This is a genomic window from Sinorhizobium sp. BG8, assembly GCF_016864555.1.
Taxonomy (GTDB): Bacteria; Pseudomonadota; Alphaproteobacteria; order Rhizobiales; family Rhizobiaceae; genus BG8.
The window spans coordinates 207,876-231,337 of the sequence record NZ_CP044012.1; the positions used below are offsets into that span (position 1 = coordinate 207,876).

21 protein-coding genes and 5 pseudogenes are annotated in these 23,462 nt (G+C 58.2%); 11 read left to right on the plus strand and 15 right to left on the minus strand.

Annotated elements, in window-relative coordinates; all coding sequences use genetic code 11:
* The first annotated feature begins 35 nt into the window (after positions 1-35).
* On the plus strand, positions 36-269 hold the full coding sequence (locus F3Y30_RS22055; RefSeq protein WP_203427661.1) for a hypothetical protein: 234 nt from the start codon (positions 36-38) through the stop codon (positions 267-269).
* 153 nt (positions 270-422) lie between these two features.
* Here F3Y30_RS22055 and ugpC read toward each other — a convergent pair whose 3' ends face one another.
* Together ugpC and F3Y30_RS22065 are read right to left on the minus strand one after the other, a co-directional pair.
* Entirely contained in the window at positions 423-1,544 is a 1,122-nt protein-coding gene (ugpC, locus tag F3Y30_RS22060; protein WP_203427319.1) for a sn-glycerol-3-phosphate ABC transporter ATP-binding protein UgpC, read from the minus strand.
* Positions 1,545-1,583: 39 nt separating this feature from the next.
* Positions 1,584-2,210 (minus strand): BtpA/SgcQ family protein, encoded by a 627-nt coding sequence (locus tag F3Y30_RS22065; protein ID WP_203427602.1) that lies wholly within the window; start codon positions 2,208-2,210, stop codon positions 1,584-1,586.
* 64 nt (positions 2,211-2,274) lie between these two features.
* On the opposite strand from F3Y30_RS22065, the pseudogene F3Y30_RS22070 reads away from it, so the two are divergent.
* Positions 2,275-2,496 (plus strand): annotated as a pseudogene (locus tag F3Y30_RS22070) (ABC transporter permease); the annotation flags it as partial.
* A gap of 221 nt (positions 2,497-2,717) precedes the next feature.
* On the opposite strand, the pseudogene F3Y30_RS26500 reads toward F3Y30_RS22070, so the two are convergent.
* A pseudogene (locus F3Y30_RS26500) lies at positions 2,718-2,807 on the minus strand (ATP-binding protein); the annotation flags it as partial.
* 332 nt (positions 2,808-3,139) lie between these two features.
* Positions 3,140-4,456, minus strand: coding sequence for a replication-associated recombination protein A (locus F3Y30_RS22080; RefSeq protein WP_203427321.1), 1,317 nt, complete (start codon positions 4,454-4,456; stop codon positions 3,140-3,142).
* Positions 4,457-5,207: 751 nt separating this feature from the next.
* On the opposite strand from F3Y30_RS22080, the gene F3Y30_RS22085 reads away from it, so the two are divergent.
* A complete protein-coding gene (locus F3Y30_RS22085; RefSeq protein WP_203427322.1) occupies positions 5,208-6,098 on the plus strand; it encodes an alpha/beta hydrolase-fold protein in 891 nt (296 codons plus the stop codon).
* Positions 6,099-6,501: 403 nt separating this feature from the next.
* On the opposite strand, the gene F3Y30_RS22095 is transcribed toward F3Y30_RS22085, so the two are convergent.
* Complete coding sequence (locus F3Y30_RS22095) at positions 6,502-7,395, minus strand: GGDEF domain-containing protein (protein WP_203427324.1); 894 nt, start codon at positions 7,393-7,395, stop codon at positions 6,502-6,504.
* Between the two features lie 765 nt (positions 7,396-8,160).
* A complete protein-coding gene (locus F3Y30_RS22105) occupies positions 8,161-8,916 on the minus strand; it encodes an SDR family NAD(P)-dependent oxidoreductase (RefSeq protein WP_203427325.1) in 756 nt (251 codons plus the stop codon).
* 397 nt (positions 8,917-9,313) lie between these two features.
* Here F3Y30_RS22105 and F3Y30_RS22110 point away from each other — a divergent pair, with 397 nt between their 5' ends.
* The 7 genes and pseudogenes from F3Y30_RS22110 (at position 9,314) to F3Y30_RS22140 (ending at position 14,207) form a co-directional block, all read left to right on the plus strand.
* The gene (locus F3Y30_RS22110) at positions 9,314-9,892 is read left to right on the plus strand and encodes a L,D-transpeptidase (RefSeq protein ID WP_203427326.1); all 579 of its coding nucleotides are present in this window, start codon (positions 9,314-9,316) and stop codon (positions 9,890-9,892) included.
* Between the two features lie 557 nt (positions 9,893-10,449).
* Positions 10,450-11,040 carry a hypothetical protein gene (locus F3Y30_RS22115; RefSeq protein ID WP_203427603.1) on the plus strand — a complete coding sequence of 197 codons (591 nt, stop codon included), beginning with the start codon at positions 10,450-10,452 and terminating at the stop codon, positions 11,038-11,040.
* A gap of 62 nt (positions 11,041-11,102) precedes the next feature.
* A complete protein-coding gene (locus tag F3Y30_RS22120) occupies positions 11,103-11,696 on the plus strand; it encodes a protein-S-isoprenylcysteine O-methyltransferase (RefSeq protein ID WP_203427327.1) in 594 nt (197 codons plus the stop codon).
* A 9-nt stretch (positions 11,697-11,705) separates the two neighbouring features.
* Positions 11,706-12,491, plus strand: coding sequence for a hypothetical protein (locus tag F3Y30_RS22125; protein ID WP_203427328.1), 786 nt, complete (start codon positions 11,706-11,708; stop codon positions 12,489-12,491).
* Positions 12,488-13,353: pseudogene (locus F3Y30_RS22130) on the plus strand (SDR family NAD(P)-dependent oxidoreductase). The gene F3Y30_RS22125 and the pseudogene F3Y30_RS22130 overlap by 4 nt, the downstream one beginning before the upstream one ends.
* Before the next feature lie 273 nt (positions 13,354-13,626).
* Positions 13,627-13,827, plus strand: coding sequence for a type II toxin-antitoxin system VapB family antitoxin (locus F3Y30_RS22135; protein WP_203427329.1), 201 nt, complete (start codon positions 13,627-13,629; stop codon positions 13,825-13,827).
* Entirely contained in the window at positions 13,824-14,207 is a 384-nt protein-coding gene (locus F3Y30_RS22140; RefSeq protein ID WP_203427330.1) for a type II toxin-antitoxin system VapC family toxin, read from the plus strand. The genes F3Y30_RS22135 and F3Y30_RS22140 overlap by 4 nt, the downstream gene beginning before the upstream one ends.
* An 87-nt stretch (positions 14,208-14,294) precedes the next feature.
* Here the strand turns inward: F3Y30_RS22140 and F3Y30_RS22145 are convergent.
* From F3Y30_RS22145 to F3Y30_RS22155, 3 genes and pseudogenes are all read right to left on the minus strand, one after another.
* Positions 14,295-14,789: pseudogene (locus tag F3Y30_RS22145) on the minus strand (RbsD/FucU domain-containing protein).
* Between the two features lie 73 nt (positions 14,790-14,862).
* The gene (locus F3Y30_RS22150; RefSeq protein WP_203427331.1) at positions 14,863-15,183 is read right to left on the minus strand and encodes a TOBE domain-containing protein; all 321 of its coding nucleotides are present in this window, start codon (positions 15,181-15,183) and stop codon (positions 14,863-14,865) included.
* Positions 15,161-15,634, minus strand: a complete 474-nt coding sequence (locus tag F3Y30_RS22155) for an ATP-binding cassette domain-containing protein (RefSeq protein ID WP_281435473.1) — start codon at positions 15,632-15,634, stop codon at positions 15,161-15,163. The genes F3Y30_RS22150 and F3Y30_RS22155 overlap by 23 nt, the downstream gene beginning before the upstream one ends.
* 661 nt (positions 15,635-16,295) lie before the next feature.
* Between F3Y30_RS22155 and F3Y30_RS22165 the strand changes: the two are divergent.
* A pseudogene (locus tag F3Y30_RS22165) lies at positions 16,296-17,564 on the plus strand (SfnB family sulfur acquisition oxidoreductase).
* A gap of 336 nt (positions 17,565-17,900) precedes the next feature.
* Here the strand turns inward: F3Y30_RS22165 and F3Y30_RS22170 are convergent.
* The 6 genes from F3Y30_RS22170 to F3Y30_RS22195 all read right to left on the minus strand — a co-directional run bounded on the left by F3Y30_RS22170 (position 17,901) and on the right by F3Y30_RS22195 (position 23,460).
* Positions 17,901-18,503: a carbonic anhydrase gene (locus tag F3Y30_RS22170; protein WP_203427334.1), complete on the minus strand. Its 603-nt coding sequence runs from the start codon at positions 18,501-18,503 to the stop codon at positions 17,901-17,903.
* Between the two features lie 100 nt (positions 18,504-18,603).
* A complete protein-coding gene (locus F3Y30_RS22175; RefSeq protein ID WP_203427335.1) occupies positions 18,604-18,795 on the minus strand; it encodes a hypothetical protein in 192 nt (63 codons plus the stop codon).
* A gap of 74 nt (positions 18,796-18,869) precedes the next feature.
* The gene (locus F3Y30_RS22180; protein WP_203427336.1) at positions 18,870-20,123 is read right to left on the minus strand and encodes an acyl-CoA dehydrogenase family protein; all 1,254 of its coding nucleotides are present in this window, start codon (positions 20,121-20,123) and stop codon (positions 18,870-18,872) included.
* A 29-nt stretch (positions 20,124-20,152) separates the two neighbouring features.
* Complete coding sequence (locus tag F3Y30_RS22185; protein ID WP_203427337.1) at positions 20,153-20,926, minus strand: ABC transporter ATP-binding protein; 774 nt, start codon at positions 20,924-20,926, stop codon at positions 20,153-20,155.
* A gap of 24 nt (positions 20,927-20,950) precedes the next feature.
* Positions 20,951-22,294: an ABC transporter substrate-binding protein gene (locus F3Y30_RS22190; RefSeq protein WP_203427338.1), complete on the minus strand. Its 1,344-nt coding sequence runs from the start codon at positions 22,292-22,294 to the stop codon at positions 20,951-20,953.
* Between the two features lie 98 nt (positions 22,295-22,392).
* Positions 22,393-23,460: a branched-chain amino acid ABC transporter permease gene (locus tag F3Y30_RS22195; RefSeq protein ID WP_203427339.1), complete on the minus strand. Its 1,068-nt coding sequence runs from the start codon at positions 23,458-23,460 to the stop codon at positions 22,393-22,395.
* Positions 23,461-23,462 lie beyond the last annotated feature (2 nt).

A 23,462-nucleotide genomic window follows, 5' to 3' on the forward strand; every position in this document is an offset into this window, starting at 1 on the left:
GGTCAACGGCCGCTCCCCTTCTCGGAGACCCAGCAATGCGTGCTGCAGTCTACTACAAGCATGGAAGGCCCGAGGACGTTCTTCAGGCCGTCGAAGTCGAAGATCCGACGCAGCAGGATCTCATCCGCCAGACACAGGCTCAGCGGAAATCGGAGGTAGCGCCAGACAGCATGGGCGATCACTGCGGGTGGGAAACGATGATGCCTTTAACTGGCAGTGGCCTCGATCATGACAGCCAACTACCAGCCGACAACTTCATTGCCGGTTAACCAGACATCACCGCGCAGGTCGCAGAAAGGCCGGCTGCTGTGCCTCCTCAAATTTCGTGTCGAAGTCGGCACTGATCGTGCTGTTCCATCCTGAAGCGGCCGAACACGGGCCGGCCGCAAGAGCATTCAGCGACTGGATGAACGCGCAGCTCCTTAGAGGGCAACACCAGCTGAACCATTGTAGCCATCCATCCGGGCGGCAAAAAGCAGGGCTCGCCCTGTCTGTTTGTCGAATACATGCAGCCGCTCCGTATCGAAAGCGAGCCGGATGGATGAGCCGAGAGCTGTCGAGAAACTCGCATCGGTTATCGCGAGAAGATCGGTTCCTCCGACATCTATGACCAGATGCGTCTGTGGACCGGTCGGCTCGGAGATCTTCAATATGCCCTGCACCGGGGCTTCCTTCGGATGTATGCGAACATCTTCGGGTCTAACTCCGATAACGATGTCCTTCATTGCGGGATCGTACTCGCGGCGCGGCAGCGGAATTTCGAAACCGCCGCCGAGCAGCGCCGAAATGCCTCGTTCCGTCCGTTTCAATTGAGCATTGAGGAAGTTCATCGCCGGAGAGCCAATGAACCCCGCGACAAACATGTTGGCCGGCCGGTTATAGAGTTCAAGCGGCGTTCCTATTTGCTCGATATTGCCTCCGTTGAGGACAACGATGCGGTCGGCAAGCGTCATCGCCTCGATCTGGTCGTGGGTGACATAGACAGCTGTCGTCTTGACGCGCTGGTGCAGCAGTTTGATCTCCCCCCGCATCTGGACGCGAAGCTTCGCGTCCAGATTGGATAGCGGTTCGTCGAACAAGAACACAGAGGGGTTGCGAACGATCGCGCGTCCCATCGCGACGCGCTGACGCTGGCCGCCGGAAAGCTGGCCGGGCTTGCGCTCAAGAAGCCCGGTCAGATCGAGCATCCGCGCAGCCTCGTCAACCCGCTCGCGTATCTCCTGCTTGCTTTTGCCGGAAAGCTTGAGGTTGAACGCCATATTCTCGGCAACCGTCATGTGCGGATAGAGCGCATAGGATTGGAAGACCATGGCAACGTTGCGCTCGCGAGGATTTGCCTCGTTGACGATGCGACCGTCGAGCGCAATATCGCCTCCGCTTGCAGACTCAAGCCCGGAAATAATCCTCAACAATGTGGATTTGCCGCAGCCGGATGGGCCAACAAGCGCCACGAACTCGCCGTCCGCGATATCCAGATCGATACCCTTGATAATGTCGGCGGAGCCGAATGACTTTGTTACGCCGCGCAATTCAATGGATGCCATAGTCTGCTTTCCCCTAGGCCAACAACCGCCGTTGCCGGCTCATCTGTTTTTCAGGACTGCGTCCATCAGGATCTGGACCTTTTCCAGAACGACCTTGTCCCCATGCATCTTGCCGTTGCCCTTCACGGAGCTACCGACGATGGCGCCATCGGCGACAGCAAGAAGTTCCGCTGCGTTCTCCGCGCTGAAGCCTGAGCCCACGAGGATCGGATTGTTGGCGCCAGCGCGGATGTTCTCCACCTCCGAAGATGCGGTGGCATGGCCGGTCCGTGTGCCGGTGGCGATCAGGATATCGGCGCCGAAGAATTCAACGTCGCGTGCCTGATCCTCAATGTCGCGGTCGCCAACGATAGCGTGACTGCCGTGTTTGACATGGACGTCGGCCAGGATCGCGATGTCCTCGGCACTCAGCATCTTGCGATAGCGCAGGGCCCGCGCGGCCGCACCTTCGACAATACCTTCATTGGCGACATAGGCATTGGCCCACTGGTTGACACGGACGAATTGTGCACCGGATGCCCTCGCGCAGGCGAGCGACGCCTTGGCCGCGTTGGCGACGATGTTGAAGCCAAGCGGTAGTTTCGAAGCACGACGGATTCGGTCGCCGATCACCGACATGCCGCCAACGGTTTCAAAGTCGATCTCGTTCGGTTTTAGAAAGGGAATGTCGCCTGCGTTCTCGAGAAGAACGGCGTCGCCCCCCCTGTTCGAGGGTCAGTGCTTCCTCGACAGCTATGGCAACGAACTCGTCCTGCTCGTCAAGGGAACGAGCCTTGCTTCAACGATCACCGTTCTGGAAATCACCGGCCATGCAAAGCGTCTAATGAGCCAGACCTATGCGATCCTCGAAATATTCGCCATCGCCGGCGTGCTCTACCTCCTGATCAATCTGGTGCTGATCACCTTCGTCCGGCTGCTCGAAGCCCGCCTTACACGCTATCTGCCCCGCTAAGCTTGCAATAGCAGAAAGGGCTTGTCGCAAACTGCCTGGTCAACGGCATGTTGATCGTCGCCGAAGCGATGCGAACGAGCAAGTTGCCGGGGAGCCGGAAAAGCGTGGGTGTTGATTTGCGCTGGGGACTGCCTCGGTATTTGAGCCCAGAATTGACCCGCTGAATAGATAGGTTGCGGGTCTTGGGTCGCGATCAAGTTCCTGTTCTTCTCCTTCGTTGATTTGGGTTCACGGGCTGTGCTGTCCTTAAAGCGGAACTTGTCGTTTCCGGGGTCAAGGATGTGGCAATGGTGGGTCGGGCGATCGAGCAGTACCGGTTTGCCCGCAGGGAGGTTCGGCGAGAAGTGGAAAGAGGCAAAAGAGGAGATGGCGTTTGCGAAGTGACGGGTATCGTAACCGAACGGATCGGGATTCATCTGTGCGGCTGCCGGGATGTTAACGGTTGACCATCGGTCACAAGATTCCGGTCAAGCCTTGACGTGAGCCTTAGCTTAAGTACGAAAGGCATGGAAAGAACTGAACCAGCAATTGCTGCCAGTCTGGACCTGGCCTATCCCAGCTAATCGTATGTCCTGGTGGTCTGGATCGTCGTCAACCGGATGCGGGCCGGTCTTCTCGATCGGAACTGCTCAATGCCGGGGAATCATTTTTTGTCGTCGAAACGGCGCGCCGTGGCGCGGCCGGTGACATGCTGCCAGTGTTCGTCCGCCCGCCGCTCGAAGGTTGCCGCATCACGCGCATCGCTCTGGTAGAACGCGCCGCGCGGAACGTCTGGCGCATAGACCTGGTCGCTCCAGCCGCGGCCATCGTCGTGAGGAAATGCATAGCCGACATGGCCAAGCGCCGCGGCACCCTTGTAGTGCGCGTCGCGCAGATGCATCGGCACCGCTGACGGCGCCTCGTTTGTCACATGGGCAAGCGCCAGCGAAATGCCGCGGCAGGCCGAATTAGACTTCGGCGCGCGAGCCACGTGAAGTGCAGCATGGGCCAGCACAATCTGCGCTTCCGGATAACCGATTTTCTCTACTGCATGCAGTGCCGCGACAGCTGTCTGAAGCGCGGAATTGTCCGCCAGCCCGACATCTTCTGACGCATGGATCATGATGCGGCGAGCGATGTAACGCGGATCCTCGCCGCCGTGGATCAAGCGAGCTAGCCAGTATAGCGTCGCGTCCGGATCCGAGCCGCGCATGGACTTCACGAAGGCTGACACCACATCATAGTGCGCATCACCAGATCGATCGTGATTGACCGGCGCGGCCGCATAGGCTTCGTCGACCATCGCTTCCGTGACAAGGACCATTTTGCCCGCCGGATGGCCGATGGAGAGACTTTCCAGCACGGTGAGGGCGCGGCGCGCATCGCCGCCGGAGCGCCCGGCGATGCGCCGCAGGAGTGTCGGGGCGAGTTGCACCGTGGTGCCCCGGGCGGCGAGATGATCGAGACCGCGGCGCAGGACCTCCTCCATCTCTTCGATGGCCAACGGCTCCAGCTTCAGGATGGTCGAACGGGAGATCAGAGCAGGTGTCAGCGTGTGATAGGGATTGCCCGTAGTCGCCCCGATGAAATCGGCGACACCTTCCTCACAGAGCGCCAGAAGATGATCCTGCTGCGTCGCGCTGAAGCGATGCACTTCGTCGGCAAACAACAGCGTCGGGCGCATGCGTGCCTCGTCCGAGATCTTCCGGATATCGGCCACATTGTTGTGCGCAGCATTCAGCGGCCTGAAATTCTTGCCCAGCATGTTGCCGATGGCACGAGCAATGGAGGTCTTCCCTAGACCGGGCGGGCCGTAGAGAATGATGCTACCGAGCCGTCCGGCGGCAATGCGCCGGCGCAGCATCGTTCCTTCCCCGAGAACCTTCTCCTGGCCGATGACTTCGTCAAGCGTCGTCGGGCGCAATTCTGCGGCTAAAGGCATAGAGCCGGTGCGGGGTGCGGCATCGAAAAGATCGGTCATGCGAGCCTCGTCGAAAGGGTTTCCATTCCGAGAGCTTCATCTGCGCCGCTACCGTCTGGATAACGCTCGTCTACCGGCCCGGATATGCAGGGTCAAATCACAACAGGGCGCTCAGTGGTCCAGGACGGATCTTTAAGTTGCCCTCCCGCCTTTTGAAACACTATCATCCTCCCAGCTGATACCCTTGCGCCTTCGGGCTCCCATTGCCCGATCGCTAGCGATGCCGAACCCTCGAGACCCAAGAGCTTTGCGGCCAGCGGCGCTCCTCCATACCTCATCGAGAACTGGAACAGCAACGATCACCACGTCGAGCCCATCGGTCACATCCGCCAGCGTCGTCAGCGGGGGCAAGTTTTGCGCATCGAGCACCGCGATCAAACCCGGACTGGAGTAACGAGACAACCGTCGATGCAGACGGCATGGTGTTCATTTTTAACGAAGACCCGAATACTCTTCCATTGCCAGTCGCCCACCCCCTCAAGAAGATATTCGAACTCTCGAGAGGCATAGGGCTCCAGGCTTCGTCATTCGGTCTTGAGACTGCGCGTGTGGCAAATAATAGTGTCGCCGGTTTCCGCCTGCAGGGCTTCAAGCCGCACCCCCACCGGCGTCTCTTCCCCTAAAATAGTCCCGAGATGCCAGGCTATTGCTATACCGGCCAGGGTCGCACGGTTAAGGGTTCGCTGAAGTTCAAGTGGTAACGATTCTTGGTTGCCACTTGCCGATAGACCAATGCGATAAGGGAACGCATATGACTGAGAAAGCCTACGCCCTGCCCGGAACAGTTTATTTTGATCTGGAACCGACGGACGGTGGCGATCCCTACCGGATCTTCCTGTTTATACCCAAAGGCGAGCCGCCTGCCGGCGGCTGGCCTCTTTTGGTCACAACCGACGGCAACGCGACCTTCCCTTTTGCGTTTGCCAGCATCGTGACGCAAGCACCTTACCCAACCGTGACAAACGTCGATTGGGGAGTCATTGCCGCCATCGGCTATCCTTCCGACGAACCTTACGATGCATTCCGGAGGGCCTGGGACCTTGGCCCTCCACCCATCAAATCCTATCCGCCCTATTTCGAGGGGGGGCCTCCTGTTCGCATCGGCGGGAGCGGGCAACTCCTCGACTTTATCGAACATCGGCTTTTACCGCGGCTTGATGCGATGACACTGATCGATCTGACGCGCAGATCGCTTTTCGGGCACTCTTTCGGCGGACTTTTTACGCTTTATGCTCTCTTCGAACGCCCAGCGCTTTTCGTCAACTGGATTGCCGCCAGTCCGACAATCTACTGGGAGGCAAGCGAAATCTTGAATAACGAGGCGGGCCGGCAACCGATTTCGGGCCCTGCGGTCTTCCTTCACCTGTCAGCCGGCGAGTACGAGGGAGATGAGCTTGCTCCCTTCCAGTATCGCAACGAGGATGCCGCATCCCGTGTCGAGAAAAGAAAAATCGAACGCACCGTGGCATTGGCGCAGGAAATGGCGGATCGGCTAAATGATCCTGCGACCGGGATTCGAACGCAATTTGAACTCTTTGCGGGTCAGGACCACATGTCCGTGCTCGGACCAGCCGTCAATCGAGCCGTGGGTATCGCGTTTGAACGTGGTAGCACGGATGATGGTCGGCTGCGGACCCGATAGTCAACGTTCAAATCTAAAAGGAAATACCGTGACCCCGCTGAAGTCCGAGGAAGAGATGTGAATAGCCCCTAGACTTATAGACGCCTTCTTTCCTAAATTCTAGGTTGTAGGTCTATATGGGCAAAGCCAATTTCAGCGTTGATTTCAAACGTGATGCTTTGCGTCAGATCACCGGACGAGGCTATCCGGTTGCAGAGGTTTCGCAGCGGCTCTGTGTGGGCCAGCATTCGACCTTTGAGTGGAAGAAGAAGTTTGCTGCGTCGAACTCCAAGGACAGCGGGCTAGAATTGTCTACTCGAAACGCTCCTCGGCGACCTACTTGGCGTCGACCATGAGGATAGCCGTGCCGCCTTGCCTTCTCCGCAGTTTGCCCATCACATTGCGACCACTTCTTCGACGCGCTTCAGCGGGCCGGTTCACGACTGGCACTGAACGAGCCTTCGAGCTCGTTTTTTGCCGAGCAAACGACCCGGTTGCGGCCCCCACTTTTGGCCAGGTACAGATTTTTGTCTGCATGTTTCAGCATCGTGGCGAGGTCGTCGGCATCTGATGCAGCTTCGCAGACGCCAAAGCTCGCGGTTAGTGGTACCCCATTTGGTAGAACCGACAGTCGGGTCAGCTGTGCTCTCATTCGATTTGCAATCTCGGCGGCGGACACCTCGTCGCAGCCGGGAAGAAGAATGGCAAACTCCTCGCCGCCGATTCGTGCCGCGAGATCGTACGGCCGAACGCTTGACAGCACCACCGCGCCGACAGCGCTCAGAGCCTTGTCACCCATATCGTGTCCAAAACGATCGTTGATGGATTTGAAGTGATCGATATCCATGACGATCGCCGCAATGCCAGTTCCCTCGCGTCGGGCGCGTGCGAGAGCTGCGGCAGCATTGTCGACAAGCCAACGCCTGTTGCGAAGACCGGTAACGACATCAAAGGTTGCCTGACGTTCCAACTTCTCGATCGTTCGCGACAGATCACTCGTCAAGCTCGAAAAAGCATTTGTGACAAGCCCAATCTCATCCCTGCGTTCCGAGCGCATGTCGCAGGCGACCTTCGATTTTCGAAACCGCAGTATGGCGACTCGCAACTGCCTGAGAGGATGAAGCAGCGACCAAAGGGATCCGAGGCAAAGGGCGGTCCCCGCGACGGTAGCAACGAGAAGAAGAACGATTGTCGTTGTCGGCTCAAGATGTTGGTTATAGGCGAAATAGATCAGTGCAACTGCAAGTGGGAGGTGGGTGCTCACGAACGACGCGAAGAACAATTTGAGTGTCAGCGATGACCGAATTTTGGCGAGCATTTTATTCCTTTCGAACAATCCACCCCTGCGGATGGGAACCTAAAGGTATGCTTCTCCATGATTGTTAATTGGACCACTAAAGTCTTAACGATCGGCATTGTCGCCTGTGGAAAGCATCCGCAGCAAATGGGGAAAATGACATCGATGCGGTTGTCCGCAAGATCTATCGCCACATCCTACCGGTGAGGCTTTCGCATTGGCTGAGTGTCATTTGCATGTCGTTTCTGCTGCTGAGTGGGCTGCAGATTCTCAACTCTCATCCGGCCCTCTACTGGGGTAAGTACGGAGCCGACTACGATCCCGCCTTCATTTCGATCGAGGCAGTAGAAGACGGAACGCAACTAAGGGGCCTTAGCCATGTCGGAGCACTGACGCTGAACACATCCGGTGTCCTCGGCGTGCCTCAAATGAATGGCATCCCCAGGCGCGTGCGTTTTCCGCCTGGATGACGATGCCCGGGTATTGTGACCTCTCGACCGGCAGGCGTTGGCCCTTCTTCTTTGCCTGGATAATCGTCATCAACGGTCTGACCTATCTCGGCATCGGAACTATCCGCCGCCATTTCCGACGAAATACTCTGCCGACCAGACAGGAACTCGGTGGAAGGCGTCCTTGGAGTGAAATCGTCGACCATGCCCGATTGCACTTTCCGCCTTGGCGGCATTTGATCGATCAAAATTCGATCAACCGGGGCACTTGTCCCTTCCATTCGTCATAGCGATGCGCCCCGGCAAGTGGCTTCCTTCGGCGAACTACTAAATCCGCCTAGTGCGCGCTATAGGCACCATCGACCAGATGATAGCTTCCGGTAACGAAACTAGCGTCTTCAGACAAAAGAAAGCACACGAGCGCGGCGACTTCCTCCGGCCTTCCCTGTCTGCCCATCGGCTGCAGCGCCTCCATTCGTGGGTTGTTCGCGATCTTCGTATTCGCCGCCAGAAGGGGTGTCTCAATCCAACCCGGGCCTACGGCGTTGATCCGAATGCCTTGCCGCGCGTACTCAAGAGCGGCGACTTTGGTTAGTCCCACAACACCGTGCTTGGCCGCAGCGTAGGCCGCCGTCGTCGGTAGCCCGACAAATCCCAGTACCGACGACATGTTCACGATCGCTCCTCCACCCGATTCCAGCATGGCGGTAATCTCATGCTTCATGCAGTAGAAAACGGCGTCCAAGTTGACATTGAGCACTTTTCGCCACTCGTCGAGTGGATAGCTCGCTGTTGCCGCCCGAAGCCCAGGCATGCCCGCGTTGTTGACGGCAAGGTGCAGGCCGCCGCATCTCTTGGTCGCGAATTCGACCATTGCTTTAGCCGCTTCCGCGTCCGTGACGTCGACCGCCATATCATGAGCAGTTTGCCCATTCGCGCAGATTTCTGAGGATACCTTTCGCGCTGCTTCGCTGTCTAGATCGGCCACGATAACTTCGGCACCATGCAGAGCCAGACGCCGGCAAATGGCCGCACCAATGCCCGAACCGCCACCGGTTACAATGGCTACCTTTCCCTCCAGATCGAGCGTCATCGCGTTATCCCCCGAGCACGCGTTGAGTGCCAGTGGAACAGAGGCCCGCAACGGGTGCAAGCGATTTCGTCTTCAAACAACAAGCGGGGAGCTGCGCAGTCGCCACACCGTTATCACTTCAATTTCGTGTTTCGAACGCCGTCCGACAAGCGCAACTTTGATGCGAAACGGCGATCTTCTCATTGTAAGACGTAGATGGCATTGCAGGCCGTCAGGCGGTCCGCACCGTCGGGCCAGCCGAGGTGACTATTGGCCATAGTGCGGCGAGGTGCTATGGCTACCATGTTGTGCGGGAGGACCTGCATCGAATTTTCAATGCCTTACAACGTCGATACTGCTGTTGTCAGCCATGACGCAGCAATGAGCCAGGAACTCATCCAACTACTTATAGGTAGAAATGGACAAGAGCTTCATGACACGTCGGGCGTTCTCGCTCGTTAGTTTGATGCTGTCGGTATCCGGTTGTAGTTCTACATATTGGTCGATACCGTACATTTCGAATTACCGAGTGGCGACACAATATCGAAGGCGCCGCGTTCCCTATGCCGGAGGCGAAGAGCCCGGCACGATCGTGGTCAACACAGCAGAACGATACCTCTACCATGTTGAGGGAGGCGGCCGGGCAACGCGCTACGGGGTTGCAGTTGGAGAAGCCGGTTTGTCGCTCAAGGGGGAGGCGACCGTGGGCCGCAAGGCGGAATGGCCTTCGTGGACGCCAACCGCCAACATGATTGAGCGCAAGCCTCGTTTACAACAATATGCGGGCGGCGTTGAGGGAGGTCTGCACAACCCGCTCGGGGCGGCGGCTCTTTACCTCTATCGTGGCGACCACGACACCATGTTTCGTCTTCACGGGACGAACGAGCCCTGGTCTATTGGTCATGCGGTGTCGAACGGATGCATTCGGTTGACGAACAAAGACATCGTTCACCTCTACAACCGAACGCCTATCGGGACGAAAGTATTGGTCATTTGACGGCACCTCAGGAAATGCCAGAGCAGATCTGGGCGCTCGCCTGAGCGAGGACCACCTCGCTGCCCAGACTTAACGTCCATCTGACAACCGGCGGCGAAGTAAAGGCTTTCAGTGAATGCTAATCGCCGTGCTGATGGTCCGCGGGAGGAAGAAAACATGGCGAAATTCTCGGCGCGGTTCAAGAAGGGGTGTTCGCTGGAGCAATTAACTGTGTGGCATTTATGAGCTATGCCCAATAGCCTTTTGCGGCTATTACTATAGTCGTTGCCTTGAATAACCTATTCCGCAACCAGGAGAGGAGATCTTCATGAGCAGACTTCTGATTGTAGCAGTGGCGGTTCTTTCGGTGGCTGGCTTGAGTGCCTGCGGGTCGATGGGTAAAGCACCTCCGCCCGTAGAGCAGCCGGCGGTCTATAAGTAAGCCGCAGAATTGGTCCGGGGAAGCGTCCAGAGATGCTTCCCCCGCCAAACCTCGCTTTAATGCCGCTGGCGTTCGGGAAGGTGCCAAAAGTGGGCTCACACCAAATTCCTCGTAACGTTGGATATGAGGCTTGCTGATGACGCCGAGAAATGGCCTTGTCCTGTTTGTTTTCTTTCTGCCCTTCATAGTGGCATCTTGCCAAGGAGAAGACAAACCGGCTCTGCCACAATACGTATCGGATTACCGCCCTTATTCCGGAACGCTTGTCAAACCCCTCCAGCGCACCGAGGGCCGGTACTTCATTGAATTCCGCTCACGCTATGCGCTGAGTTATGGGCATTCCTATGTGGTGTTTGGGCGCCTAGGCAACAACGGCAAAATGGTCAATCCGGAGGTTGCAGGACTTGCGCCTGCCACAAATGACTCAGGTCCATACGTTGTTGGTCATTTCCTTCCAGTACCCGCAGAAACCGGCGCAAGTGATGGAGACTTGGAAGAGAAATACCGTTCTGCAAGCTGGCGCGTTATGTTGACGGAGGCTGAATACAGAAAGGTCGTAGCCCACATCCGTGAATTAAAGGCCAAGTCCAAATTTTGGATGGCGTCAGTTAGCAATTGCAACGCGTTCGTAGCGGACATCGCGCGCTCGATGGGCTATAAAACCCCTTCGATATGGCTACGGCCACAACAATTCATCACCAGGCTTCGGGAGATGAACGGCGGTTGAGCGAATGGGGGGGCGCAATGGCGATCACACCGAGGAAGCTTAACGCGCATCCGGTGACCTAGATGAGTGCGTCCGTGGGGTCCGCCGGCGAAATTCTATGGGTATTCGGTATCGTGACCTGGTATGTGATCCGCTATCCTTTCGAGCGGCGCGCAAAACGCGTTCGGGTAGTGGACAGTCGTCGCTCTCCAGTCGACATGATCGGCCTCGCGGCAGCACTATTGGGGCAGGCCTTCGTTCCGGGATTCTACGTGCTGACTGGCAAGCCCAAGGTCGCAGATCACCCTGTGCATGTTTGGGCGATTGCCCTCGGCGCGATCCTGTTCTTTTGCGGTCTATGGGTCTTTCGAAGAACCCACAAGGAACTCGGCAAGAATTGGTCGATAACGCTGCAAATTCGCGACAAGCACCAGCTTGTTGTGACCGGCCCTTATGCGCTCGTCCGGCACCCCATGTACAGCTCCTTCCTGCTGTTGGCGCTTGGCCAGGCCTTCCTGTTGTCGAACTGGGTCGCAGGGCTCTCGGGTCTTGCCGGCTTTTTGGTTTTGTTCTTCCTTAGGGTGGGCAAGGAGGAGCAAATGATGCTGGAAACCTTCGGCTCCAGCTACGGCGACTACATGAAAATGACTAAGCGTATCATCCCCTGTCTCTACTGAGGTGTCACGATGCGAGGTCGGACCCTGAAGATTTCGGCGCCACGACGGCTCGTATGTGATCTGATGCGGTTTTCGGTGGGCATTCCGCGGATCACAGTGCAGCGGCAAATGAACCTCGCCCCTCTTCTAGAAGCACGGATGGAGCAACCGATCCGGCTGTCCTGGACGGTTCTCTTTCTCAAGGGATATGGTCTCCTCGCACAGGAGGTACCCGAACTGCGCCGCGCCTATTTGAAGTTTCCCTGGCCGCGGATCTACGAATACCCGATGAGTGTCGCCTCCGTCGCCCATGAGCGTGAGTTCGACGGCGAGCGTGTCGTTCTTCTCGGCACGATCAGGGGACCCGAGCGCCGAGAGATCGTAGACCTGCAAGCTATGATGGAGACGGCGCGTACGCAGCCGGTGCTCGGCATCAAAGAGTTCCGACGCGCGCTGAAATTTGCCCGCCTGCCGGCACCGATGAGATGGATGCTGATGTGGCTCGGCCTTAATATCGCTGGGCGGCGGGCGCGCCATTTCGGTACGTTCCAACTCTCGGTCTACTCCGGGCTAGGGGCGGAATCGTTGAATCCCCTGACACCACTGACAACGCTTCTGAACTGGGGGCCGATCAGTGAGGACGGAGTGGTCAATGTCCGAATCCTCTATGATCACCGGGTAATGGATGGAGCCACCGTCGCTCGCGCCCTTGTTCGCTTCGAGGAAATTCTGAACGGCAAAGTTGCTTCCGAAGCAAACAGTCTCGCCAGCCAAGAAACGATCGGCGCCCACTCGACGGCGAGGACAAAGGTATGAGGGGCGATGAAGAATCACGGCTCGCAACGGTCGTCGTTGGCGCGTCACGGGGGATCGGCCGTGCGATCGCGAAGGTCGCAGCTGCGGAAGGCGGTCCGGTCGTACTCGTCGCGCGGTCGCGTGAGAACTTGGCGGCAGCAGCGACCGAGGTCCGAACAGCCGGCGGTGCTCCTTATGTGTTGGATCTCGATCTTTTTTCGGGTGATGCCTCGGCTCGGTTGGAGACATTCCTCTTTGAGAACCGCCTTGTTTGCAATGTCCTCGTCAATAGCGCGGGATACGGTCTTCGGGGGCAGCAACCACGCTTCCAATGGGCGATCAGCTTGGAATGGTTGATGTCAACATCCGCGCCCTCAGCGACTTCACGCTTCGCTTCGTACCAGGCATGCTGGCGCGCAAACGTGGCGGTGTGATCAATCTTGCCTCGATTGCCAGTTTCACGCCCGGCCCTGGTATGGCCATGTATTACGCGAGCAAGAGCTTTGTGCGCTCCTTCTCTGAAGCATTGCATGAGGAACTTCGCCCCAACGGAATCACCGTCACATGTGTCGCTCCTGGGCCAGTGGCGACGGAATTTCTTGAGCGCTCAGGTGCTGCACGTGCGGCGCTGTTCAGGATCCTGCCGAGGCAGACGCCCGAATATGTCGCCGAATGTGCTTGGAGCGGCTTCAAGGCCGGCCGCAGGCTCGTTATTCCAGGGGCTTCGGCCAAGTTGGTGGCGCTGACAGCGTCCGTGTTGCCGTCTTCGATTTTGCTCTCGCTCGTAGGCCGATTGCAACGCCGTAGCAGCGATCCTTGCTCGTGCGGTTCAGGCAAGCGGTTTGGTGCGTGCTGCGGCGGGCGCAGACATGGTCGCAACTGAAATTGGCCTGTCCCGATTGGGTGATCCGGTTGAAATGTTAGTGCCCGGGTACCAAATCCCTGAGCTCTTGACCGGAAACGAACCCGCGACTCCTGCAGTTTTTGAGTGATACGCCGCGCATTCGCTTTGCGCTTAGGGGCTCCCACGACGGTCAAACATGCCCCGTGTTGCCGGTTTTGCACATCCTACGACGGACGTATCAGAGTGGGACCAGGCGTAGATTTCATCACCAAATGGTGCTATTTTTAAGCACCAAAATCGGGAAACCAAACGATGCGATCGACTATCAACCTCGACGATACGCTCATGGAAAAGGCTAGGTCCTTAACCGGCATAAAAGAAACAGCCGCTCTGGTCCGCCAAGCGCTAGAGACGCTTGTTCGTGTTGAGTCGGGAAAACGCCTCATCGCGCTCGGGGGAACTATGCCGGATGCGGAGGCAGCCCCACGCCGCCGGAGCGCAGCGGCCGAGTGATACTTGCTGACACCTCCATCTGGATTGATCATTTCCGACGTGGCGATGCAGAGTTGCGTAGGATTATTGAGGACGATCGTCTCCTCTGCCATCCGGCCGTGATTGGTGAATTGGCACTTGGCAGCCTTCGGGACCGGGGTAGCGTGATAGCTTTTCTGGCGGCTCAACGCGAAGCGTTCGTCGCAACGCACGACGAAGTCATGATGATGATTGATCGCCACGCCATTTTCAGTATGGGCATCGGCTACACGGATGCCCACTTGCTGGCCTCAATACTCCTTGATCAGCGAGCGGCCTTGTGGACCAGAGACAAGCGTCTGTGGGCAGCGGCTGAAAAGGCGGGGGCTTTACTGTATACCTCCGCCAATTCGGGGAACTAAATGCTGAATCAAAGCGATAGCCGTTGCTCATGCTGGTCTGAGGGTTGAGCCGCCAGAGCGCAGAGTTCCGGTCGATACATTATGCGATCATCTTGGCCCAAATGGTGAACATGACTGCAACAACCCACGTGTATAGTGCCGAGGGAAGCTTACTTCGGCCGGATGACCCCCTTTTTTCAGGATGATGTTGTCGTACAAGCGACGCTCGTCCGTCTGGACGATCGCGAAGCCAGTGCGAGCGCCGTCGTAGAACGCGAAGCGCTCAATCTGCTCGATTTGCACTTCCCTGCCCTCAGCGCTGTCGCACTCCCGCTGGAACTCGCCAAATATTCTGGACGCATCACGAGGAATAACCGGGGTCATCATCGCGGTCGGGGTGTCCACGAAATCGTCGAGAGGAAGTAGCGTGAGGATTGCCTGGAGCATCTCCTTAGACGTTATCGCCGGCACTCTGATTGCCCGTCAGGCGTGAGAATAGAGCGGGAAGTTCCCATCCACGATAACGATCTCGTCGCCATGGCCCATTTCGCTAAGGGCACTGAGAAGTTGCGAATTCACTGAAGGATGAATGTTCTTGAGCATGATACCTCGGCAAGAACGAAAGGAATTGGGCCGCCTCAATCGGGCGACCCAACTCTATTTTAGCTGTGGCCTGTCAGATGGGCTGAGCTGAACTCATTGCTGCGAACGACGGCGAAGCTGCCGAGATGGTGCCACGCTGGTGGAGACGTGCCCCCGATTTCGTGTCGAACAAGTGGAAGCTGCTTTGCGAAAACCCAAACTTCAGCGTTTTACCTGCGCTGATCTTGACCGTCGGCGCGGTCCTGGTCGTCACTTCCTTACCCGCCACGTCGAAGATCACGAGCGTATTGGCACCCGTCGGATCTACCAGGTCGACGCGAGCGTCGATAACCAGGCAAGGTTCGTCCAGTGTATCGCCGATGCAGATGTTTTCAGGTCGAACACCAAGCGTCACGGACTGACCGTTTGGCCGCAAACCCCGCCGGAAGCGAAATTGCGAGTTGCGGTGAAACGCGAAGCATCTGGCCACCCCTGATGTTCTCAATCGTTCCCTCCAGGAGATTCATTGCTGGCGAGCCGACAAACCTTGCGACGAACAGGTCCGCCGGGGAATTGGAGATGTCATCGGGCGTACCGATCTGGACGATTTTGCCGCCGTTCATGACGACGATCTTTGTCGACATTGTAATCGCTTCGACCTGGTCATGCGTAACGTAGACGATCGTCGCTCCGAGCTTCTGATGCAGTCGCTTGATCTCGATGCGCATTTCTGTGCGCAGCTGGGCGTCAAGGTTTGAAAGCGGCTCGTCGAAAAGGAAAAGCTTTGGATTGCGGACCAAGGCGCGGCCCATTGCAACACGCTGCCGCTGACCGCCGACAGCCGCCATGGCTTCCTGTCGTTGCACTTCCTCTCTCCCGGTCCACGGGCGGCTGGGAAAGCCCCACCATGCTCGCTGTCATGTTCAATGGAATAGGTGGCGTGGTCGTCTCGCAAGCCGTCTGGCTGTTCGCCCGGAGCAGCGATGCGGAGGATCGGGCATTCTCTCTAGGGACGACATCTCACGCCATGGGCATAGCCAGAACGTTGACAGCCTCTCCGGACGCCGTGGCATTCGCAAGTTGCGGCATGCTTCTAGCGCGCTGGTGACGACTGCATTTTACGGGATTTTCAGCGCAGTGGCTGAACAACTGTTCTAGTTACAAGCGATGGCAAGGTCACTTCAGATGTTTTCCACGTTTTGAAATCGCGTCGGCATGCATTCGCCGCCTGTCTAGATCCCTGGGAGCGATTTTTTGCCCACCTTGAGCTGAATCAGACCAAGGAGCCGGAGTGCCGGGGCAGGCTCGGCATCTTCTCGGTGACCGAACTCATCACGGTCGGCGGGCACAGCGCCCTAGCCGGAACCGCTCGCAGGCCGAGTGACGATACGCCGTTACGGCAACATTGCGTTGCGTGTCTGCTGGCGGACATGGATTTTCACGTCTGGCACATTTAATAATATATATTTTCTATAGACTATACAACACTTCTGCCAAGCTGTGATGTCAACAACAAGGAGCGTCCCCATGGGAGTGATCGAACAGCAGGCCATAGACTACACGCTACATCCACGGGTTAACTCCAGCGACCCGGTTCCGCCACGCCCGCGCCCTGAGACGCCAGCCCACATCATCGCCAGCGACGAGGAGGCAATCACCGTTGCCAAGAAACTCGCTGGCAAGTTCGCCGCTGGTGCGGCCCTGCGTGATCGTGAAGGACTGTTACCGCTGGAGGAGATCGACGCTTATTCCCAGAGCGGGCTCTGGGGTATCAATATTCCCAAGGCCTATGGCGGCCCGGGGGTGTCCTATAAAACGCTGGCTCGGGTGATCGCGATCCTTGCGGCCGCAGATCCGTCGATCGCCCAGATCACCCAGAACCACCTGGCCATCAATGGGCACATCGATCTTGACGGCACCGAGGAGCAGAGAAAGGAGTTTTTTGGCTGGGTCCTTTCCGGCCTGCGCTTCGGCAATGCCTTCTCAGAACTCAACAGCAAGACAGTGGCCGCTTTTGAGACCCGCGTTACTTATGATGGAGATTTCGCCGTCGTGAACGGCGAAAAGTTCTACACCACAGGCGCCCTGCTCTCGCATGTCATTCCAATCGTCGCCGTGGATGAAGGCGACAAGGGCTTTCTCGTCTTCACCGATCGTGACGCACCGGGCATCACGGTGACCAACAACTGATCCAGCTTCGGCCAGCGCACGACGGCTTCCGGTTCGGTGAAGATCGAAAACGTGCGGGTTCCAAAGAGCCGTCTTCTTCCCGTCGCCGCTTTCGATCGACCGACGGTAGCAGGCCCCGTTTCGCAGATTATTCAGGCGGCCGTCGATGCTGGGATCGCGCGCGGCGCGATCGAGGACACGATCGCCTTCATCAAGACGCAGAGCAGGCCGTGGATTGACAGCGGCAAGGAGACGGCCGGCGAAGATCCCTTCACTATCGCCGCGATCGGCGACCTGAAGATCAAGCTGCATGCGGCTGAAGCGTTGCTGGATATCGCAGGCGAGGCGATCGACCGCGGCGTAGAAAATCCGACGGAAGAAGTTATTGCCGACGCTACGATCAAGACTGCCGAGGCAAAGGTGCTGACAACGGAGATCGCCATACTGGCTACGAACAAGCTGTTCGAACTCGCCGGTACACGCTCGACACTCGCCAAGCACAATCTCGACAGGCATTGGCGCAATGCTCGTGCACACACGCTACATGATCCTGTGTGCTGGAAGTTTTTCCATGTCGGAAACTTCTACTTGAACGACATCAATCCTCCCCGACATCCCTGGAACTAAGGGGCGTGAGGGCGTCGCTCAAATTGATCCGGCGCCCTCGCTGTCATCGCGACTGTGAGAGGGACAACCATGTCAACGCCTCACAGCTCAGCAACTCGGTACGATTGCCTCGAGCTGAGGAGGACGGTGGGTGGTGGCCTGAGAGGCTGAAAGTACGCCTCAGGATTGCCGATCATGCCGGCCACGCATGAACACCACGGCTGCCGGCAGAACTCAGCCAATTTCTCGAGCGCGCGAAACCTTCTTGAGTGGGCAGTCTTCCCGATGCCAAGTCAGGATGAGATGCGCAATCAAGTTGTTGTTGACAGCCTCGTTGATGCAGGATGTCACATCTGACTATCGGCTTTTGGGCCGCCCAGCTTCCGTCGCATCAGAGACTTCGTTCAGCCGGCCGGTTCGCACATCATAGATATAGCCATAAATAGGAATGTGAGCTGCCACGAGGGGATGCTCGCGGATGCAGCGTACGTCATCGACAACGCTTGCCTCGTTGTTCTTGAACGTATGCCACTTCAGAAACCTACCATGCACACAGCCGCCGCCATGCTTGGGGTTTGACCATGCCTCTCCATCGAAGCTTGCCGTCTCGAGGCTGTCAGCCAGGAGATCACCGATCACCTCGTCCGAAAACAGTTCCATCCCGCAATCCGTATGATGGATCACGAACCATTCTTTCGTGCCCAAAAGCTTGTGCGAAATGACAAGGGACCGGATTGCATCATCACTCGCCCTGCCGCCAGCATTGCGGATCACATGAGCATCGCCTTCCGAGAGCCCTGCATACTTCGCGGGGTCGAGGCGGGCATCCATGCAGGTCAGGATAGCGAAGCCGCGCGCCGGCGGAAGTGCGAGATCCTTCTTGTCTCCGAACGAGGCCACATAGGTTTCGTTTGCAGAGAGAACTTCACTGTGGACTTTCGACGTCTTGGTATCGCTCATGGCACTTCTCCTCCTTTTATCGACTGTTTGATCGGGCTGGGGCTGGGCTTTTGCCCGTTTTTCAACCGGGATGACGTTCTGGTGGCTTTGAGTGCTGTGACTAGCTCGCAAGTTCTCGCCGAGCGTCTACCAGCAGATCGATGCGCGGCGCCGTCACGCCGTGACGGGCAACGAGCCGATGCTCTTCCTGCGGACTAAGGCGAAATCGGCGGGCAAATTCATGCACGTTTTGCATGTCGGCCACCTCACCTTCATTGGGCGCCTGTTTGTTCGCAAATGTCTCCTGCTGCATGGCAAACCCTTTGCTGTATCTGCTGTGATCACGACCGACCGCACAGTTCGACAGCGGGGCCGGCCTCGGCAAACCTACTGCGCTGCCGCGGCAGTCTCCCCGGTGCCCTGCGTCGCCAACGGCACACCGATCGACCAGTTGATCGGAGGCGCCGTGCCGTTGATGTGCCAGTCACCGACAATCCGTTCCTTGTTGATCACCGGATTATGCGACGAAATGGTCCGGGCATTGCGCCAGTGACGATCAAGTGCATGGCTTTCGCGGGCAGCCGAAGCGCTGAGCGCGTTGAACAGCAAGCTGCCGGCGCGCTGGGTGAATTCCGTAACGATGATCTGTGCGGAATAGACCTCGACATGGGCGGTATCGTTTGCGGCCTTCACGGCATCCGGGCCGGCAGCCTTCGCCTCGAAGACCCGCTGGATAGCGGCGGCAGCACGCAAAGTGCTCGATTCCGTCGCATAGGCGAGGCCCGCCAGCTGACCCACGACCTGTTGGATCTGGGGGTCCTGCCGGTCGGAAGGGCCGGCACCGGTACTATAGACACGCGTGCGGTTGCGTATCTGTTCGGCCGTGTCGCGCACGATGGCGCGGCCGATGCCTGCAAGGCTTGCCAGGAGAACGAGCTGGTAAAGCGCATGTTGATAGGGAACGCGCTCCTCGTAGAGAAGGACGTTCTGTGGCTCGACAAGAACCGATTGGAATACCGCTTCGCCACTGCCCGTCGTGCGCTGGCCGAAACCATCCCAATCGTCGCTGACCTTCACGCCCTCGGAGTTTTTTCGCACCAACGCAAGGACGTCTGCGCCATCTTCCCGGCGCGCCAGCACATCGATCCAGTCTGCGAATATGCTGCCTGTCGTATAGAATTTGCGACCGTCGAGGCGTAGCGCATCGCCGTCCTTTTTAACGCTTGTCGCCGTCTGCCAAAGACCGATCGTGCCGATCTCCGTCCAGGCATTGCCAGCGATCTCACCATCGGCAAACCGCTTCAGCCAGACGTCGCGTTCCGGACCGGGATCGGCAAACAACCGGTCTTCGGAAAAGACGACATGGCCGCGCAGGGCCTGGGGAATGTTGGGGTCGGCTTCGGCAAGCGCGATCAGCAGCGCCGCCAGATCGACGATCGAGCCGCCGTCCCCGCCCTCTTCCCGCGGAACTCGGACTGCGGGAAATCCTGCCTCCTTCAGCCACGCTATCTGTTCGCGCGGCAGGATACGCTGACGCTCACGTTCCAGCGTGCCATCGGCGATCCGGCGAAAGACCGGACCATATTTTTCCAGAAGGTCCGGCCGAAGAGCCTGGATGTTTTCCCTATAGGCGAAGGTCATGGTGATGACGGCTCCCTGTTCATTAAAAATCAGTGGGGAACGGCGGACTTCGCGCCGCCCAGGTAGAAATCATGCACATCATCGCGGGCACGCAGTTCCTCGGCCGTACCGGACAGAGCGACTCGTCCCGTTTCGAGGATGTAGCCATAGTCGGCATATTTCAGCGCCAGGTTTGCGTTCTGCTCTGCGAGCAGAAAACTCACGCCCGATTCCTTGTTCAGAGTTCGCACTATCTCGAAGATCTCCTGCACGATGATCGGAGCAAGCCCCATCGAGGGTTCATCGAGCAGGACGAGCTTGGGCTTCGTCATCAATGCGCGCCCGATCGCCACCATCTGCTGTTCACCGCCGGAGGTGAGGCCGGCCTTGGTCTTGCGCTTCTGCTGCAGGCGCGGAAACCAGGTGTAGATCTGTTCAAGGCTGTCGTTCAGGGCCTTGCGTGAAGGCCTGCCGACGAACCCACCTGAGAGGATGTTCTCCTCCACGGTCAGTTGCGGAAAGACGTGACGTCCCTCCAACACCTGCACGATGCCGCGGGCAACAAGTTTGGAAGCGGAAAGATTGCTGATCGATTCCTCGCGCCACCGGATATCGCCCTTGCTAACGCGGCCGCGCGCCGGACCGAGCAAATTGGAAATCGCCTTCAGCGTGGTCGTCTTGCCCGCGCCATTGGCGCCGAGGAGGGCAACAATGCTGCCCTCCTCGATCTTGAGCGACACATCCCTGACGGCCAGGATCGCCTGTCCATAGAGGGCTTCCACATTGCGGACCTCGAGGAATCCGGCTGTCGTCTGGTCAGTCATGGTCGGCTACCCTTGCCTGTTGGCTCAGTTGCTGGCCGCTTCGCGCGGCGTGATGCCCTTTTCCGCAGCGTAGGCGGCAGCCTTCGCCTTGATCACGTCGGCAAAGAGTGTGGAATCCGCCTTGATCCAGTCGGTCTTGGTATCCCAGGATTCGCCGTTCCACTGGATGATCTTGGCCGCGATGGTCTCGCCCTTGTGGTTGTCGATGGTGGTCTTCAGCGGGCTGATCAGACCCTCGGCGCCGAGTTCAGCAATGCGGTTCTGGTCGATATTGAGGTTTTCAAGCGCCCACTGGCCTTCTTCGTTGTTGAGCGGCTTGTTGCCGAACTTCTTCTGTCCAGTGCGCAATGCCTCGACGAATGTGATGGCCTCGATCACGCCGTAGTTGTAGTAGACCGTACCGAACTTGCTGTTGTCCTTGAGGTCCGACTTGCCCTTGTCGAGGATGTTTTCCTTGAGTGTCTTCAGGATGCCGTAGTCGGTGCCCGGGGGGAAAACCGAGACGGCAAGATACCCCTTGGCGGCAGCGCCCGCCGGGCGGGCATCATCTTCCGAACCACTCCAGATATCGCCGATGATGCGATCGGCCGGGAAGCCGACGCGGGCGGCGGTCTTGATAGCGACCGGCGTCATGACACCCCAGCCGCGGAGGAATACCCAGTCGGCACCGGCGCGGCGGATCTGCTGCCACTGTGCCTGCTGCTGTTCGCCGGGATGCGGAACAGGGATTTGAATATCCTCGAAGCCGTATTTCTTCGCGAGAATGCCGAGTGGTTCGATCGTATCGCGGCCGTAGCCCGAGTCATGATAGAGCGTCGCGATCTTGACGCCCTTCAACTTTTCGTAGCCGCCGGCCTGCTGGGCAATGTAGTCGACGATGATCTGGGCTTCGCTCCAGTAGTCGAAAATCAGCGGGTATTGATAGGGAAACACACGGCCGTCGGTCGCGATGTTCTGGCCGCCACCGGGGCTGACGATCGGGATTTTGTCGATGCGCGCCTTGTCTGTGAGCGCCACGTCCAGACCGCTCGAATGTGGATAGATCGCGGCCGTCAGCGCGCCGTTATAGCCGCCTTTATAGCGCTCGTAGCACTCGATGCCGCGCTCGATCGTATAGGCGGTTTCGCATTCCTGGATCAGGATCTTGACGCCGTTCACGCCGCCCTCGACCTCGTTCACGTAGCGCAGATAGTCGATGTTGCCCGCGCCGAACGGGATGAAGGACGGTGCGTATGGACCAGTGCGATAGGTGAAGAGCGGATAGAGCTGCTGACCGGCACCGTCCTCTGCCTGCACCGGCGCGCTTAGGCTTGCGGCAGCCATCAAGGCTCCGGCCGCAAGGGCGATGGATTTCGAGAGTATCGACATGGTTACCCCTTGTGTGTCGCTTCGAGAATGGCGCCGATGGTTATAGGAACGGGCGGAAGATCCGGCGCCAAGCCCGATCCGCACGCGGAACTGGGTGGCTAGCGTCTGAACCGCGCCTGAAGTGCCTCCACGCCGCGCCGTATCCAGGCGGAAAGCCCGTCCGGCTCCTTGATCAGGATGAAGATGATGATCGCACCGAAGATCACGCGCTGGAGATTGGTGATCGCACCCTGATCGCTGAGATAGGCAACGTTGGAGGCAAGCACGAGATGATCGAGCAGGATCGGCGTCAGCACGATAAAGGCCGCACCGAGGAAATTGCCGAAGATCGTCGCCGTCCCGCCGATGAGCACGATGAACAGGACCTGAAACGACTTGTCGAGATTGTAGGTATAGGCATCGGCCGTGCCGAGATAGGCGAAGCCCCAGAGCACGCCGGTTATTCCGAGGAAGAAGGAGCTGACTGCGTAGGCCTGCAGCTTGCGGCGAGCGACCCGGATGCCGAGCACTGACGCCGCCGTTTCCATGTCACGGATCGCCATCCATTCACGCCCGAGCCGACTTTTGACCACCAGAAAGGCAAGACCGATCAGCAGGACCGTGACTGTCGCAACCAGCAGATAACGCCCGACGGGCGACTGCAGGCCGTATCCGAAAATCTCCAGACGCGGGGCCGAAATGGTGAGCGACTGGCTGTTGTTCGAAAACCACGGATAGTTGGTGAACAGCCACTGGAAGAAGAACTGCGCGCCGAGCGTGGAGGCACCAAGGTAGAACCCTTTGATCCTGAGCGCCGGCAGGCCGAAGAAGATCCCGACCGCGGCCGCGATCACGCCAGCCAGCAGCAGAACGAGCGGAAGCGGGAGCCCCGGCACACGCAGGATCAGGTTATAGGCAGAAAACACGCCGACCGACATGAAGGCGGCGGAACCCAGCGAGACAAGCCCGGCATAGCCCTGCAGAAGGTTGAGCGAGATGCCAGCCAGCCCCATGACGATTGTGGGGATGATGATCGAGCTCAGCCAATAGTCCGTCGCGATCGCAGGCACGACGCCGAAGGCGATGGCGAGGCCTGCAATGACGAGGGCAGTCCGCAGAAGCGTCGAGCCGGATGGAACAGAGGAGGCAGCGCCGACATCCAAGATGTTGTCCTGAACGGTGGTCATGG